Source organism: Pseudomonas sp. C32 (genome assembly GCF_030417915.1).
GTDB lineage: Bacteria > Pseudomonadota > Gammaproteobacteria > Pseudomonadales > Pseudomonadaceae > Aquipseudomonas.
Genome location: NZ_JAUHUK010000001.1, coordinates 368095 through 384377, shown reverse-complemented (window position 1 = coordinate 384377; position 16283 = coordinate 368095). Strand labels below are relative to the sequence as shown.

12 protein-coding genes are annotated in these 16283 nt (G+C 58.7%); 5 read left to right on the top strand and 7 right to left on the bottom strand.

The window, feature by feature from the left end; all coding sequences use genetic code 11:
* Positions 1-6: 6 nt before the first annotated feature.
* A complete protein-coding gene (locus QYH43_RS01775; RefSeq protein WP_095058654.1) occupies positions 7-645 on the bottom strand; it encodes a LysE family translocator in 639 nt (212 codons plus the stop codon).
* A 22-nt stretch (positions 646-667) separates the two neighbouring features.
* Positions 668-1102, bottom strand: a complete 435-nt coding sequence (locus QYH43_RS01770) for an NUDIX domain-containing protein (RefSeq protein ID WP_095151973.1) — start codon at positions 1100-1102, stop codon at positions 668-670.
* 262 nt (positions 1103-1364) lie between these two features.
* Here QYH43_RS01770 and QYH43_RS01765 point away from each other — a divergent pair, with 262 nt between their 5' ends.
* Positions 1365-2984 (top strand): FMN-binding glutamate synthase family protein, encoded by a 1620-nt coding sequence (locus QYH43_RS01765; protein WP_095058652.1) that lies wholly within the window; start codon positions 1365-1367, stop codon positions 2982-2984.
* An 18-nt stretch (positions 2985-3002) separates the two neighbouring features.
* Here QYH43_RS01765 and QYH43_RS01760 read toward each other — a convergent pair whose 3' ends face one another.
* The 3 genes from QYH43_RS01760 to QYH43_RS01750 are packed head-to-tail and all read right to left on the bottom strand — an operon-like array spanning position 3003 to position 5825.
* Positions 3003-4511 carry a glucosyltransferase domain-containing protein gene (locus QYH43_RS01760; protein ID WP_095058651.1) on the bottom strand — a complete coding sequence of 503 codons (1509 nt, stop codon included), beginning with the start codon at positions 4509-4511 and terminating at the stop codon, positions 3003-3005.
* Between the two features lies 1 nt (position 4512).
* Positions 4513-5454 carry a glycosyltransferase family 2 protein gene (locus QYH43_RS01755; protein WP_095151970.1) on the bottom strand — a complete coding sequence of 314 codons (942 nt, stop codon included), beginning with the start codon at positions 5452-5454 and terminating at the stop codon, positions 4513-4515.
* On the bottom strand, positions 5451-5825 hold the full coding sequence (locus QYH43_RS01750; RefSeq protein WP_095151969.1) for a GtrA family protein: 375 nt from the start codon (positions 5823-5825) through the stop codon (positions 5451-5453). Before QYH43_RS01750 ends, QYH43_RS01755 begins: the two co-directional genes overlap by 4 nt.
* Before the next feature lie 241 nt (positions 5826-6066).
* On the opposite strand from QYH43_RS01750, the gene QYH43_RS01745 reads away from it, so the two are divergent.
* From QYH43_RS01745 to QYH43_RS26880, 4 genes are all read left to right on the top strand, one after another.
* Positions 6067-7227 (top strand): OpgC family protein, encoded by a 1161-nt coding sequence (locus QYH43_RS01745; RefSeq protein ID WP_301156052.1) that lies wholly within the window; start codon positions 6067-6069, stop codon positions 7225-7227.
* Between the two features lie 295 nt (positions 7228-7522).
* Positions 7523-7981, top strand: coding sequence for a transposase (locus QYH43_RS01740; protein ID WP_301156050.1), 459 nt, complete (start codon positions 7523-7525; stop codon positions 7979-7981).
* A 264-nt stretch (positions 7982-8245) separates the two neighbouring features.
* A complete protein-coding gene (locus tag QYH43_RS01735) occupies positions 8246-11359 on the top strand; it encodes a transglycosylase domain-containing protein (protein WP_301156048.1) in 3114 nt (1037 codons plus the stop codon).
* Between the two features lie 171 nt (positions 11360-11530).
* The gene (locus tag QYH43_RS26880; RefSeq protein WP_367316860.1) at positions 11531-12214 is read left to right on the top strand and encodes a DUF6543 domain-containing protein; all 684 of its coding nucleotides are present in this window, start codon (positions 11531-11533) and stop codon (positions 12212-12214) included.
* A gap of 886 nt (positions 12215-13100) precedes the next feature.
* Here the strand turns inward: QYH43_RS26880 and QYH43_RS01720 are convergent.
* Both QYH43_RS01720 and QYH43_RS01715 read right to left on the bottom strand, forming a co-directional pair.
* Entirely contained in the window at positions 13101-15623 is a 2523-nt protein-coding gene (locus QYH43_RS01720) for a CS1-pili formation C-terminal domain-containing protein (RefSeq protein WP_301156045.1), read from the bottom strand.
* An 81-nt stretch (positions 15624-15704) separates the two neighbouring features.
* Positions 15705-16196, bottom strand: coding sequence for a CS1 type fimbrial major subunit (locus QYH43_RS01715; RefSeq protein WP_159953396.1), 492 nt, complete (start codon positions 16194-16196; stop codon positions 15705-15707).
* Positions 16197-16283 lie beyond the last annotated feature (87 nt).

The following is a 16283-nucleotide window of genomic DNA, read 5'->3' as shown; positions in this document are numbered from 1 at the left end:
GTCGGGTCAGGCCATGCGTTTTTGCTCAAGCATCAGGCGTACCGCCAGCGCCGACAGCACAAAACCCATGAGGTAACGCTGCATCGCCAGCCAGGTCGGGTTGTTGACGAACCACGAAGCAATGCCCGCGGCAAACACCGCGATCAGCAGATTAACGCTGAAACTGACGCTGATCTGGGTCAGGCCCAGGATGATGCTCTGGCTGAACACCGAACCGTGTTCAGGCGAGATGAACTGTGGAAATATCGAAAGATAGAACACCGCGATTTTCGGGTTCAACGCGCTGGTCAGAAACCCCATGGTGATCAGTTTGCGCGAGGAGTCCGGCGGTAACTGTTGCGCCTCGAACGGCGAACGCGCACCGGGTTTGACGGCCTGCCAGGCCAGCCACAACAGGTACAGCGCGCCAGCCCACTTCAACACTTCATACGCCATCGGCACCGCCAGGAACACCGCCGTCAAACCGGCCGCGGCAGCGAACAGATGTACGAAGAATCCCGCCACCACACCCAGCAACGAAATCACCCCGGCCTTGCGTCCCTGGCAGATCGAACGGGAGATCAGGTAGATCATGTTCGGCCCCGGCGTGAGCACCATCAGCAGTGCGGCAGCAGCGAAGATCAGCAAGTCCTGGAGCGGAATCATGGCGGTTCCTTGGCGTGGATGGTCAGGCGATCGCGGTCAGCGAAGCTCGATAAAACGGCAGAATCAGGTCCCGTGTCAATGGCGCCAGCGTGACACCACCGTCGCTGGCCGGGTCGATCCAGATCACCTCTTCGATTTCCGCCGCCGGGGTGACGCCTGCATCGATGGTCAGTTGAAAGATCTCTGCCTGAACGACAAATCCTGGCTCATTGGCGGCGGGGGCCGAGAACTGTCCGAGGAAAGTGGCCTGCGCCGGATCAATCTCCAGACCCAGCTCTTCTTCCAGCTCCCGGGCCAGTGCGTGAACCGGCAACTCATGGGCTTCGATCTTGCCACCCGGCTGCATGAACGCCTGCGTACCGCGCTTGCGCACCAACAGGGTTCGGCCATCGGGACCGATCAACAGGGCGGCGGCAATGCGGATAAGTCCAGTGGACTGCTCAGGAAACGTCGACATGGAAAAAGGCCTTAGACTCAAAACGACAAGGATCACATGTCCGCCGCCCGCGAGCAAAGCGAACGGCCTCATCACAGACCTTCACATTGTTTAGGTTTCCTCGGGGCACTAAATCCTGACATAACATTGAAGTGCTTTCCTGCAGGAGCAAGCTTGCTCGCGAAAGCGGTGGTTCAGTAACAATGACGTCGACTGACACTCCCTCACCGCAAGAAAGCTCGCTCCCACAGGTCACTGATAAGTCCGAACCCAAGGAAACCGTATGAGCCTGTCACTCCTGAGCCGCTACGCCTTCTTTGCCGCGTGCGTCATTTTCACCCTCGCCAGCCTGCCCTTTCTTGAACATGACTGGCTCTGGCCGATCACTGCCGTCACCGCTGTTCTCAGCCTCGTCGGCCTGTTCGACCTGCTGCAAAGCCCCCACGCGGTGCGCCGCAACTATCCGATCCTGGGCAATATCCGCTATCTGGTCGAAGGCATCCGCCCGGAGATTCGCCAGTACCTGCTCGAATCCGACAGTGATGCTCTGCCCTTCTCCCGGGCGCAGCGCTCGCTGGTCTATTCCCGAGCCAAGAACGAAACCGCCGACAAACCCTTCGGCACGCTGATTGATGTGTATCAGTCGGGCTTCGAGTTCATCGGCCACTCCATGCGCCCGGCACCGTTGAGCGACCCAAGCAGTTTCCGGGTCACCGTCGGCGGCCCGCAATGCACACAGCCGTACTCGGCGTCGGTGTTCAACATCTCGGCCATGAGTTTCGGTTCGCTCAGCGCCAACGCGATTCGCGCGTTGAACCAGGGCGCCAAGCTCGGCAACTTCGCCCATGACACCGGCGAGGGCAGCATCAGCCCTTATCACCGCGAGCACGGTGGCGACCTGACCTGGGAACTGGGCAGCGGCTACTTCGGCTGTCGCACTGCCGACGGCCGTTTCGATCCGGAACGCTTCGCCGCACAGGCGCAAACGCCTCAGGTGCGGATGATTGAAATCAAGATGAGCCAGGGTGCCAAACCTGGCCACGGCGGCATCCTGCCCAAGCACAAGGTCACCCGGGAAATCGCCGACACCCGCGGCATTCTCATGGGCGAAGACTGCGTGTCACCGTCGCGGCACAGCGCGTTTTCCACGCCTGTCGAAATGATGCATTTCATTCAGCAACTGCGCGAACTGTCCGGCGGCAAACCGGTGGGCTTCAAGTTCTGCCTCGGCCATCCGTGGGAGTTCATGGGCATTGCCAAGGCCATGCTGGAGACGGGCATCCTTCCGGATTTCATCGTCGTCGACGGCAAGGAAGGCGGCACCGGCGCCGCCCCCGTGGAGTTCACCGACCACATCGGCGTGCCAATGCGCGAGGGCCTGCTGTTCGTGCACAACACGCTGGTGGGCCTGAACCTGCGGGACAAGATCAAGCTCGGTGCCAGCGGCAAGATCGTCAGCGCTTTCGACATTGCCAGTGTGCTGGCCATCGGTGCCGACTGGGCCAACTCGGCACGCGGCTTCATGTTCGCCATCGGCTGCATCCAGTCGCAAAGCTGCCACACCAACAAATGCCCGACCGGTGTCGCCACCCAGGACAATCTGCGTCAACGGGCGCTGGTGGTGCCGGACAAGGCTCAGCGGGTGTTCAGTTTCCACCGCAATACCCTCAAGGCCCTGGCAGAAATGCTCGCCGCCGCCGGCCTCGATCACCCTTCGCAACTGTCGGCCAAGCACTTGGTGCGACGCATGTCGGCGACCGAGATCAAGTTGTTCTCGCAGCTGCACGTGTTCCTCAAACCCGGTGAATTGCTGACCGGGGAAGTGAGCGGCGAGTTCTATTCGCGGATGTGGCAGATGGCGCGGGCTGACAGCTTCGAGCCCAATGACGTAGAAGCGGCATAAGCTGAACGGCCCCGGGTTTCACCAGCGCAATGATTTGATCGGGGCCGGCTCTTTCATCACGATGAAACCGTAATCGCCAATCAGGAAAATCCGGTAGTACTGGTTCTCCACCAGCGCCGGATAACCCTGATAGCCAACGCGCGTCGCGTTGCGTCGCTCCTTCTCTGCCACCACGTTGGTGATGCCGACTTTCGGCAGGTTTTCGGCCAGCATGTAGAAGTCGATGTTGAGCAGATAGTGCAACACCGGCAGTTGCTTGTACGAGCCGGCCGCGCCCGTCAACCAGTGATCGGAATACGTCACCGACAAGTAAATGCGCTTGGCGTCGCGCAATGGCGGGTGGTTGGCGATGTCGCGTTCAAGGTTGAACAAGGCACTGGTCGCGAAGGTTTTCTGCACGGTCAACACACGCCCATAGGCGAACGACAGCGACAGCATCGCCAATAGCGGCACAACCAGCAGCAGCGGCAATCGCTCATGCACGGGCGCCAGCGCCAGATAACTCAGATAGAACAGCAGCACCAGCAACACCGCAAAACCCATCAGGGTCCGGGCGCCTTCGTTGAAGTCGCGAAAGAACAGCGCCACACCCGACACCAACAGCACCACGACCGGCACGGTCAGCAAACACAACAGACCGATCAGAAGCTTGTTCCTGGTGCGCTCTTCGCGCTGCGCCACGGTCATGCCGAGGCGGACCGCACCGGCAGTGGCGCACAACACCAGCCCGGCAAACACCCAGGCGAATCCGCCGTCAAATAGCAGCACAACCTTTTCCAGCACCCGGGCGATATTGGTGTGGACTTGCAGCCAGGGATGCACTGCCCAATTCAGTAACAACGTGCGGTTTGAGCCCATGAACAGGTAGGCGCTGACGCAGTAGATCAACCAGCCCAAGGTGATCTGTGCCAGTTTCCAGCCAATCAGACCAGGCCATTGCGACCAGGCCATTTTGTCGTTGGCAGCGCGCAATACCTCCAGGCAACACAGACCCAGAAACACATTCAGGCTGACTTGATAAAGCCCAAGCGCCAGCGCGATCAGGAAGGACGGCACCAGCCATTGCACGCTGCGTCTGGGGTGACGAAAAGTAATCGCATAAATCACCGCCACAACACTCAACGCCATGGGTGCGCCGTCGTATTGATAAGACAGGTTTTGCAGGAAGAACGGGTTGTACCAGAGGGGCAACAGCACCAGACAACAGGCGATGGTCGGCTGGCGAAAGTAATGAAAGGTCAGACTGGTGAGCGCCGCCGTCATGGCCAGTGAGGCGATCAACAGGGGCAGCGGAAAGATGTTCGGTGCCGCATCGGTGAATGTCAGAACGTTGTAGAACAGCTGGGCGAACAATCGTCCTTGCGCCGCCCAGGCCATGCCCGCAGACAGCGAGCGCCAGTTGTCATCGATGTAGGGATAGTCCGCAAGGATCAACGGCAACACATACACCAGGGTCGCCAACAGAAAAAACAACCCGACCTGGCGCCGCCCCAGTTCACGAACAAAAAAGTCGCTGAACCGGCCCATGTCAGGGCCCGACCCGGTTTTGACCACGGATGATGTCTTTGACCACGTAGCGCGGCCGGTGCTTGGCTTCAATGTAGATGCGGCCGATGTATTCGCCGAGGATGCCGATACCGATCAATTGCACACCGCCGAGGAACAGGATCGCCGTCATCAGCGACGGGTAACCGGGCACGCTGTTGCCGAAGAAAATCTTGTCCAGCACCATGTACACCGCATACAGCACGGCGAAAATCGAAACCGCGCCACCGACATACGTCCATAAGCGCAAGGGCACGGTGCTGAACGAGGTCACGCCTTCCAGCGCCAGGTTCCACAGTTTCCAGCCATTGAACTTGCTGCTGCCGGCCACCCGCCCAGCCCGCTCGTATTCCACCACTGCCGTGTTGAACCCGGCCCACGACAACACGCCCTTCATGAACAATTGATGCTCGGGCAGCGAGCGGATCACGTCCACGACCTTGCGGTCCATGAGCCGGAAATCCCCGACGTTTTCTTCAATGCGGGTGTACGCGATGCGGTTGAGCACGTGGTAGAAAATCGACGCACTGTGGCGCCTGAGGTAACCGTCGGCGGATCGACTGCGGCGCTTGGCGAGCACCACGTCAGCACCGTTCTGCCATTGTTCGATCAACTGCGGGATGACGCTGATCGGATCCTGCAGGTCGACGTCCATCGGGATCACCGCATCGCCGCTGGCGTATTCCAGACCGGCGAACAGCGCAGGCTCCTTGCCAAAGTTGCGCGAGAAGTTGATCAGCATCACCAGATCATCGACCTTCGCCAGCGCCGCAGCTTGCTCGGCGGTTCGGTCGGTGCTGCCGTCGTTGATGAAGACAATTTCGACCTCGATGTCGCCGAGCTGCAACCCGCGCCGAACCGCCTGATAAAACAGGTTGATCGCCTGTTCTTCGTTGAACACCGGGACGATCAGCGAAACCTTCATGCATCACGCTCGCGAAACACCACGTATTTGGAAAACAGGAAGCCGACCACCAGGCTCAGCGCGGAAAACAGCGTCACGGTCAGCAGGCCATGAAAACGCCAGACGTCGCCGGCATGGCCGACGCCCAGGCTCAACGCCCCCATGCCCGTGATAAACAGCACGTAGCCGATCACCGTAGCCTTGGCGTCGAAGGTGTAAAGCGCGTTCATGTAGAAAGAAAACGAGGCGGCCACGCAGAAGGCGGCAAGATTGCTGACAGCCTGACTGAGGCCGGCGGCAACGCTCAGCAGGAAGAAGATCTGCCAGTGGATCAGGGTGTTGGCGACTCCGATCACCGTGTAGCTGGAAAATCCTTTCCACAACCGTCTCATGAAGTGCTCCCGTTACAGAACGATGCAAACATAAGTATTGGAGACGGTCTACTGTCAGAAATCGCAGGTCGTACAACCTTTCAGACCAGCGGTTGAGCGTTGGGGCGACGGTTGAGACATTCGGTAATATCCCGACTTTGCAATCGCCCGCAAATCAGTCCACCCTGCGCGCCGCCGACGGGCACGCCACCTGTGCACCCGCGGCCAATCCCTTTCATCAGCCGTTCACGAGCCTGCCGACATGACGTCAACGCGCGATCACCGGATCGACTTCTTTCGTGGTCTGGCACTGATCTTCATTTTCTGGGATCACGTGCCCCACAACCCTTTGGGCCAAATCACCCTGCGTAACTTCGGCTTCAGCGATGCCGCCGAAGTCTTCGTGTTCCTGGCCGGTTACGCCGCGGTGCTGGCCTACGGCAAAGTCCTGGCGCGGGAAGGCTTCCTGATCGCCTGCGTGAAAATCCTGCGCCGTGCCTGGGTGCTTTACGTGGTGCACATCTTTTTGCTGGCGATGCTGATGGGTATCGTGTTCTTCGCCAACAGCCACGTGGAAACCCGCGATCTGGTCGAAGAAATGGGCATGCACCATTTCATCAGCAACCCGCAGCAAGCCTTGATCGATGAGCTTTTGTTGCGCTTCAAGCCGAACCTGATGGACCCGCTGCCGCTGTACATTGTGCTGCTGGCGGGTTTGCCGCTGGTGTTGCCGTTGCTGGTACGCAAGGCCTGGGTGGTGGTGGCGATGTCGCTGGCGCTGTACCTGATGGTGCCGTTGGCGGGCTGGAACCTGGCGGCGATCAAGGACGGCGTGTGGTACTTCAACCCCGTGGCCTGGCAACTGTTATTCGTCCTCGGTGGCGCTGCGGCGATTCATGGGCAGCGTCCCCGATTGCCCGAGACACGTCCGCTGTTGCGCCAACCGTTGTTTGTGACCGCATCGGCTTATGTCGTACTCGCTGCTGTGCTGACCGTCCTTTGGCGCTGGCCGGAAATTCACGATGCGGTGGTGCCGGACAGCCTGAGAAGTCTGTTGTATCCCATCAGCAAGACCGACCTGTCCCCCGCGCGCCTTTTGCACTTCCTCGCATTGGCCTACGTCACCGCGAAACTGCTGACCGACACCGGCTGGACGCAAAACTGGCTGGCGCAGCAAAGCTGCCGCATGGGGCGTTTTTCGTTGGAGATTTTCTGCCTGGGCGTGTTGTTGGCGCCCTTGGCGGACATGATCAACGCCCTGACCGACGATGCCTTTTCCATGCAGATTTTCACCGCACTGGTGGGCGCCGGGTTGATGGCGTTGCTGGGGGCGTGGCTGGAGTTCAACAAGCGTTTGAACCAGCCATTCAAAAGATCGCAGCCTTCGGCAGCTCCTACAGAATCTGATCGTATTCCCCTGTAGGCGCTGCCGCTGGCTGCGATCTTTTGATATTTAACGCTACCACTTACGAAGCCGAGCGCACCGCACCTTGCGACACATTGGTCGGTTGCAGGACGCCTCGATTGGTTCAGACACACCGCGAACATCTCTTTTACGGCTGCTGCGCAGCCGAACGGGAGCAAGCTCCCTCGCCACAGAAGCACTTCGGCGCTATTGGATTGGTCATCGGGTCGGGAAATTTCACTCAGCAATTGCGGATTCACGTAGGAAAACGAGGCGCTAACGTGTTCAAACAACACTTCAAGGACGCAACGGAATGCCTCCACATCCAAATTCACACCTGCTGCGACGCGGGCGCTACTCGGAATCGGGACGGGGTTATCTGATTACGGCGGTCGTGCATGATCGCCGCCGAATTTTCGGCGACTGGCGGATTGGGCGTCTGTTGGTTGATGAGTTTCGACGGGCTCAAGAACAAAAAAAAGTCAGCTCAATGGCCTGGGTCATCATGCCGGACCACTTTCACTGGCTGGTACAGCTTGAACAGCGATCGCTGGCGCAACTCATGCAGTCAATCAAATCCCGTAGCACACTCACCATCAACCGCGCCCTGAACCAAAGAGGAGCCTTCTGGCAAACCGGCTACCACGACCGAGCCATCCGCGATGGCGAGGATCTGCTTCCTTTCGCCCGCTACATTGTTGCCAATCCCCTGAGGGCAGGACTGGTTAAAAAAATCGGCGACTACCCGCTCTGGGATGCCTGCTGGCTATGAATCCGATTTGTAGACTTACCCCCTTGTGGCGAGGGAGCTTGCTCCCGCTCGCCTGCGCAGCAGGCGCAAAACCGGCGGGTCCGACCTATCAGACCAATCGCAAAAATCATTGGGGCTGCTTCGCAACCCAGCGGGAGCAAGCTCCCTCGCCACAAAAAACGGCAAAAACCCGTCATTTTCCACCACACAATTTTTTCCCCATCGCCAACCACCGTCTAAGCTTCAGACAAGTCCGATCAATCTGCGTGAATGGATCAGTCGACTATGGGCGCTTTGTGGCAAACCGATTCGAGTAAAACTGTGGTCCCGACTGAACGAGTGGATGAAGCGCCAACACCTGAAAAACCCCGTCGCAGTCGGCACGGATGGGGAGCGTTCTGGCTTTTGCTGTTGATTATCGCGGTTGTCGTGGGGCTGGCTGCCGCGAGGGAGATGCGCACCTCGAAGTTTCAGGCCCGGGAAGTCAGCAAATATGCCGCGTCCCTGAGCTATGAACTCAAGCCTGGCCCCAGCGATGCCATCCGCTATCCGGGTGATGGCCCGTTCGACCGGCGTCTGGGTTACAGCTCGCTGGACGAGTTCCTGCCACGTTTGATCAAGCGCGATTTCATCGTTGAAGCGCAAACCCGTTTCTCCCCCGCCTTGATGGATTACAGCGGCAAAGGCCTGTTCGTACCGTATTCAGAAAAAATCCAGGCCGGCCTGTCGATCACCGATTGCCGGGCGGCGCCGTTGTACCAGTACAACTACCCGCAACAGCTTTATTCTAGCTTTGCTTCGATCCCACCCGTGGTGGTCAGCAGTTTGCTCTTCATCGAGAACCGCTTTCTGCTCGATCCGAAGCAGCCCCTGGCCAACCCGGCAGTGGATTGGCCACGATTCGGCATGGCGGCATGGTCCCAGGTCGCCAAGATGTTGCACATCCCCGGCCAATCGGCGGGCGGCAGCACCCTGGCCACGCAACTGGAAAAATACCGGCACTCGCCCGATGGCCTGACCGTCAGTGGCGCGGAAAAAATCCGCCAGATGATTTCCGCCAGCGTGCGTGCTTATCAAGCCGGGCCGCAAACCCTCGAAGCCCGGCAGAACGTGGTTCGCGATTACCTCAACAGCGTGCCCCTGTCGGCTGTACCCGGGCACGGTGAAGTGCACGGCATGGCCGAAGGGTTGCGCGTGTGGTACGGCGCCGATTTCAATAAAGCCAACGAGCGCCTGACCAGCACCGCGACGGATCCAGCCAGCCTGGCGGAAAAAGGCCTGGCCCTGCGCGAGATGCTGTCGCTGATGATCGCCCAGCGTCGCCCCTCCCACTACCTGACCAAGGGGCACAATGAACTGGCCGAACTCACCGACAGCCACATCCGCCTGCTGGCACAAAATGGTGTGATCGACGCTCAATTCGCCGATGCCGCCCTGACCAGCAAAGTGACCTATCGCGACTGGGCGACCCAGCCGACCATTCAACCGATCGAAACCAACAAAGGCATCAGCGTGGCGCGTAGCCGTCTGGCCGGCATGCTCAACCGTCCGCTGTACGACCTCGACCGTCTCGACCTGTCAGCCACCAGCACCCTGCAAGGTGAACTGCAAACCCAGGCCACCGCGTACCTCAAGAAACTCGCGGACCCGGCTTTTGCGACAGAAATCGGCCTGATGGGTGAGCGCCTGTTGACCCCCACCAGCACCGCCCAGGTCCGCTACAGTTTTACCTTGTTCGAGCTGACCCCGGACGGCTCGCGGGTGCGGGTGCAGACCGACAGCACCGACCAGCCGTTCGACATCAACGAAGGCAGCAAACTGGAACTGGGCTCCACCGCCAAGATGCGGGTGATGACGACCTATCTGCAGATCATTGCCGAGCTACACGACAAATATGCCGCCATGAGTGTTCCGGATCTGAAGAAAGCCGAAGTACCGGATCAGGACCGCCTGAGCCGCTGGGTCGTCGATTACATGATCGAGAACAAAGACCGCAGCCTGCCGACCCTGCTGGGCGCCGCGCTGGACCGCAAATACTCGGCCAGCCCCGGCGAAGCGTTTTTCACCGGTGGCGGACTTCACGTGTTCCATAACTTCCGCAAGGAAGACAACGGTCGCATACCGACTCTGCGCGATGCCCTGCGCGAGTCGATCAACCTGCCGTTCATTCGCCTGATGCGTGATCTGGTGCGCTACACGACCTACTCCGGCCCCAACAACAGCGCCGAACTGCTCAAGGACGATCGCGACCCTCGACGCCAGGAATACCTGGCCTCGTTCGCCGACCGCGAGGGCACTTCATTCCTGCTCAAGTTCTGGAAGAAGTACAAAAACAAGGACACTCAGGACCGGCTCGAAACCTTCCTCGACAGCATGCGCCCGACGCCGATCCGCCTGGCCGCGGTGCATCGTTACCTGCTGCCACAGGCCAAACAGGAAACCTTCAATACCTTTGTGCGCTCGCACCTCAAAGGCGCCAAGCTGACGGAAAAACTCACCGACGAGCGCTTGGAACGCCTTTACCAAGCCTACAGTCCCGGCGCCTACGATTTGCCGGACCAGGGCTTCATCGCCAAGGTCCACCCGCTGGACCTGTGGATGATGAGCTACTTGCTCAACCATCCGGACGCCACGTTCCCGGACATCGTCAAGGCCAGCCACTTTGAACGCCAGGAGGTTTACAGCTGGCTGTTCAAGAGCCGACACAAGGGTGCTCGCGACAGTCGTATCCGCACCATGCTGGAGATCGAAGCGTTCCTCGACATTCATCAGCGCTGGCAGCAAGTCGGTTACCCGTTCGATCACCTGGTGCCGTCGCTGGCGACCGCCATCGGCAGTTCCGGCGACCGCCCCGCTGCGCTGGCCGAACTGATCGGCACGATTCTCAACGATGGCATACGCATGCCGACCCTGCGCATCGACAGCCTGCATTTCGCCGCCGACACGCCTTACGAAACGACCCTGATCAACGACCCGGATGTCGGCAAACGGGTCATGCCGTCCGAGGTAGCGGCAGCCATGCGCGAAGCACTTTCGCAAGTGGTCGATGCCGGTACCGCCAAGCGCGTGGCCGGCAGTTTCAAACTGCCTGACGGTACACCGCTGGCCATGGGCGGCAAGACCGGTACCGGTGACAACCGCATCGAGGCCGTCGGTTCGGGCGGACGTATCCTCAGTTCCAAATCGCTCAACCGCACGGCCACGTTCGTGTTCTACATCGGGGATAACCACTTCGGCACATTGACCGCTTTCGTGCCGGGGCGCTCGGCAGAAAACTTCACCTTCACCTCGGCCTTGCCCGTGCAAGTGCTCAAGGGCATGGCACCGATTCTGACGCCGTACCTGCAACCGGGTACGCACACGATGTGCAATCCGGTCACCACAATGGCGAAGCGCTGAACCCAGACCGAAAAACCGCCTGGCATGGCGGTAACTATGTATTTTTCACTCCTGAATTTTGAAAGGTTCGGACCGGTTCAGGCCGTGTTCCGAACCTGTATTTGCGCTTTTTTTGCGCTGGCGGGTTACCTAGGCTGAGCGTTCCAAAGTTGATCAACGGACGATCATGCAATGCCCACTTCTCCCCTGACGATTGTGCAGCCGGATCAGGTTTCACTGGCTGATAAAAGTATTCACTTCGAACACGTCAAAAACGCTCTTCCGAGCTGGTTGGCCCAAGCGACTCCACGACGAATCGATGAACTGAAGACAGCGCGTCTGAACACGCTCGCCTGGCAAAAAGAAGTACCGGATGCACAGCACCAGCTTTTGAAGAAACTGACGGAACACCACTGGACCGCGCAAAACGCGGTAGACCGGATGCTCAGCGGTTTGCAGGATGTCCAGAGCTTTGCCGAGCCGCTGCTGCGAAAGGCACTGGTTGAGCGCTATGGCATCGACGTCGATGTGAAAGAAACCTGGCTGCTGCTGTACGCACCCGCCAAAACATCCTGGTGGGCTCACGATTTCAAGAGAGGCGTCAAAAGCCTCAAGAAGTCCCTGCTCGATGCGGCGCTGCACAATTTTTCCAGCAGCGAAACCTGGACCGCCGATTCGGATTTCATCAGCCGGCCCGATGCCCGCGGGCATTTCCGGGTTGAACCGCTCAGGCAAAAAATCAGCGTCGCACAGTTCATGGCGTTGTGCCGGGAACTGAACATCGGCGCTCAATACCAGAAGCATTTAAATGATTGTTTACTGCCCGCCGATGGGTTGGCTCGCGCCGTCCTGCAAACATTGAAGTCGTCGAGATAAAAAATTCCTGTTCGCGGTAGATTCTCGAGGGCTTGCGTCCGCCGTCGATCCATTGCTGCCAGCCACCTTCAGGTTCAAGCGCAACTTTGTCTGCACCCGCGGGCAAATCGACTTTCAGGGTGTGTTGAACGTCCAGAACAAAATCGAGGGTCAAATTTTGATCATCAGCGACCATCAAATGCCCGAAATCGAAATCCCTGAGAAAGCCGACCGTGTACGCCCTTGAGCCTGTGTACTGCCCGTTCATCATGCCCAGGGGGTTTGGGGTTCGCAGTTGATAGGCAAAATCGAGGGTGTCGAAAGACAGTAACGGTATGTTGTATTCGGCTGTTTTGGTGCAGGGGCCTTCGACAGGTGTGCGCCAGAAAAACCGGTACCTCGTAGCGCTAGAGCCCCCAGCCCCGCCTTCCAGACAAGGGGGGGGAGCGAAAACCCAACTACTTGCCCCGCCGCCCCAAAGCCAATGGTGCCCTTCGCGCACTGATGATGCGCCAGTCAGCTCATCGACCGGGTTGCTCAGAACATACTCGGAGCCTATGCCGACAAACCGTATCTCGACTGTTTCGGCCTGCCCTGTAATCTTGTGGAAAACCGTCGCCTGATGCCAATAGGCCGGTACTTTGATCGAAATCATGTCCCGCGGACGTATTTCGCGGCTAGATCTGAAACTCATGGGTACCCGAATACTGAACATGTTGTATTGAGCACAATCCGCCGGATTGGTCGCGCAATAGCCGCTGACGGGCGTTGTGTTCACAAATTCGTTTTTGCTCGGGCGCCCAGGATCCTGGGCGAACTTCGCCGTAATCGTTTGATTCACCGCCATGGCCGACGGAGCCGCCAACGCCAGCAACAGTCCCAGCCAACAGGTTGTTCGTTTCATTTTTCAGCCCGCCTTCTGGTCGGTGGAAGTGACGTCGGCCAGGGTGTCTGGCGTGCAGCGCAGATCGCCGATCATCAACACGTTGTTTTCGCTGCGATGGCGATCCGCGTCGAGGCGAAACTGGCACAGCAACTGGTTGCCCTGGCGCACTTCCAGCGTCGGCGTACCGGCATGCATCTCCATCGAGAAGAAACCGTCGACCTCCGTTACCCCCCGACTGACGTGGTTGATCACGTGATGCCCTTTGAGCGGCTGCCCCTGGCCGTCGACCAGCCGGCCGAGCACCGTCAGGGTTTTCATGACGGTCACCTTGCGATATTCAATGCCGCCCTTGTTCAGGTGATAGCGCGTTCGCGGCGGGTTTATCGCGGCAGCCGGCGCATGATTGCCCTCGAAATCGAAGCCCACCGAACTGTTCTGGTAAGCGGTGATGGGGATGAAGTTGCGTCCCGGCTTGAGCAACGCGCTGCCGCCACTGAAATCATCGGCACGCAGCACAACGTCATCGACATCCGACTCCACGTCGACAATCAACCCGGCACCGCGCAAGTCGCCTTGACTGGTCAGCATCATTTTCTGAGCGCCGATGGCCAATGTACTGTCCACGTTCAACCCTCCCGTGAAATTGCCGTTGTAAGAGGAACGCTGGATAAAACCATCGCCAGTGATCGCGTCAGTACCGAAGCTTCCAAAACCGGACATGCCCAATCCGTAGGTATCGCTCAGGGCAGTCACCGAAACGCTTTGCAGAACGTGGTCCTTGAGATCCTTGCGCCAGCCCAGCGAAGCATTGTTATCGCGCCCCCCCTCAATGGCGGTGCGGGAACCGATGCTGCCGGTGATCTGCTGACCCGGTCCGCCGAGTGCCAGGTTGATGCTCAGATCGACCCCGCGATTGCGCTCATCGCCACTGCTGTAACTGCCGGGCCGATCGAACAGCGACAACCGCCAGTTGGCATCGCTGCCAAACAGCACCGTGCGCTGGTTCCAGCCCAGGTCCACACCGACACCTTCGGTGTTGCCCTCGCTGTGGGAGACCCGGGCATTGATCGAGCTTTTGCTGTTGAGCCGATGGTTGAGGGCCAGGGACGAATTACTGGTCTCGCCGACAAACACGTTGCGTTGTTTCACCCGAGTGCCGTCCGGCAGGGTGTCGTAGAGGCTGGTGGTGTCCAGCCAACTACGGTTGTGGCTGATGACCAGACTGCCCGAGTCATAGTTGTAGAGGCTTTGCACATCCAGGCCGGTGCCGTGGTCCTGCGTCTGATAGACGTTGGCGTACAGACTCAGGCGATCGGCCAGGGTCCAGTCGACGGAGCTGCCGTATTGCAGCTTGTCGCGAATCTGCCGCGTCGACAGCCCGAGAATGACCCGCGGGTGCATCAGGTAATTCACCGACGCCCCGGCGGTGGCACTGCCGCTTTCCTGCTGGTCCCAGTTGCTGAGCAGCTTGCTTTCCTGGCCGGCAAACAGGTTGTAGCGCCATCGCTCGTCGAGGTTGCGCCAGTTGTTGGGCTTGTACACCAACTCCAGGCTGGTGGAAGTGATCTGCCCGTCCTCGATCAGACGCACTTCGACTTCGTAGATGCCGCCGGGTAATGGCCGGGTGTCGAGGGTCTGTAACCCTGCCGGCACCGACTGGGTATTGATCAACAGGCCGTCACGGTAGATTTCAACCGAACCTTGGCGATTAGCCGTCACATAGATCGGGTAAACACTCGGTTTGGGACTGTTGATTGCCAGACTGTCGGAGCTGCCGTACATCAAACCGACCGCCGTGTCAGGGCTGCTGCCGAACGTGCGGGGCTGGCGGGTCAAACCTTCGGAACTGGGCGTGAAATAGCCCAATCGCAGGAAACTGCCTTGCAGTTCTCGCTGGGTATAAAGCTCCTGGACAGCATGGTAGAACTTGTCGTCCGGACCACCGAGGCGCGCCACTTGCAGATTGAGCGCCTGGCTCCAGTTACCCAGACTGGCGCTGGCTTCAAGGCCAAAACGTCCGCCAAGGTCTTGATCCTGACCGCCGTTGAGATTGAGTTGATTGCGCACCATCAGGCCAGTGCTGCCACCCAGGGGCTGGTCATGGAAACGCTTGGCCTCGAGATCACGCTCGGCGTTTTCGCTGAGGATCGATACCAGCGAGTTTTCCAGGTTGTAGTGCACCGCCAGCATCTGATTCGGGCATGAGCCAGCGCAATTGCCCAGCGGTACTCCTTGTTTGAGATATCCCGCCCACTTTTCGCGCTCGAGGGCGCCGTAGCGGTTTTCGCTGGTATCGGTAAATTCAAGTAGCGAAATACGGTCGTCTCGGGACAACACCACCATGGCTTCGCCCAGGGGTTGTTGATCGAGTTCCACACGTACCGCCAAAGGCACATCAAAAAAGTGCTCCTCGAAATCGGCCGGCAAACCCTTGGCCTGGGCCAACAGACTCCGCGGTGTCGTTGCAGCGGAATCGGGTGCCGCGAGTGCACTGGCACAAAACAACAGCGCAAGCGCGGCCGCGATGGGTGTCATCGGGAACATGAAAACGTTCTCTGGTTTCGAACTCGGTAAAAACCATCGGGGCAATCCACGCGGCTTGCCCCGACGAATCACATGGGAAAATTAGAGCGAAGTAATTTCTGGTTCAAAGAGCATTTTTACATCACCACTGTAATCACCTGACGCCACCGGTCCAGCGACTTTAGTTGTGATATTCAGCAGGGCACGAAAATTATCGTTAGAATCCGCCTCATTGACAATTTCCTCCGAATTCAAAGTCATTTCTTTATTGTTTACCGTGACTTTCAACAGAACTTGCTTGTTGCTGTTCATGGCGTAGAGCACGGGCGAACTGATCAGCTTTCCAACAATCTTGGCCCCCGTAGCACGCATGTCGAAGTGACCGTTGATATCTTTCAATGCGCCATCTTCCGATTGTGGGCTCATGTCCTGAATCTGGTCGGTCAACCCTGGGCTCGGTCTCACGTAGAAAGAGGTCGTTGGTACTTTGGCGATAATGTTGATGGTCTGGCGGGATTCATCGGCACCGAAGGCCATGGAAGAACCCAGCGCCAGGATTGCCAGTGGCGCGGCGAATGCGATTTTCTTGAACATCATTTAAGTACCTGTCTTTTTAAAAGGATCGATTCATTGAACGTTCAAGATTGGCATCAAGTGTCACGAGCACGTGATGACAACGTT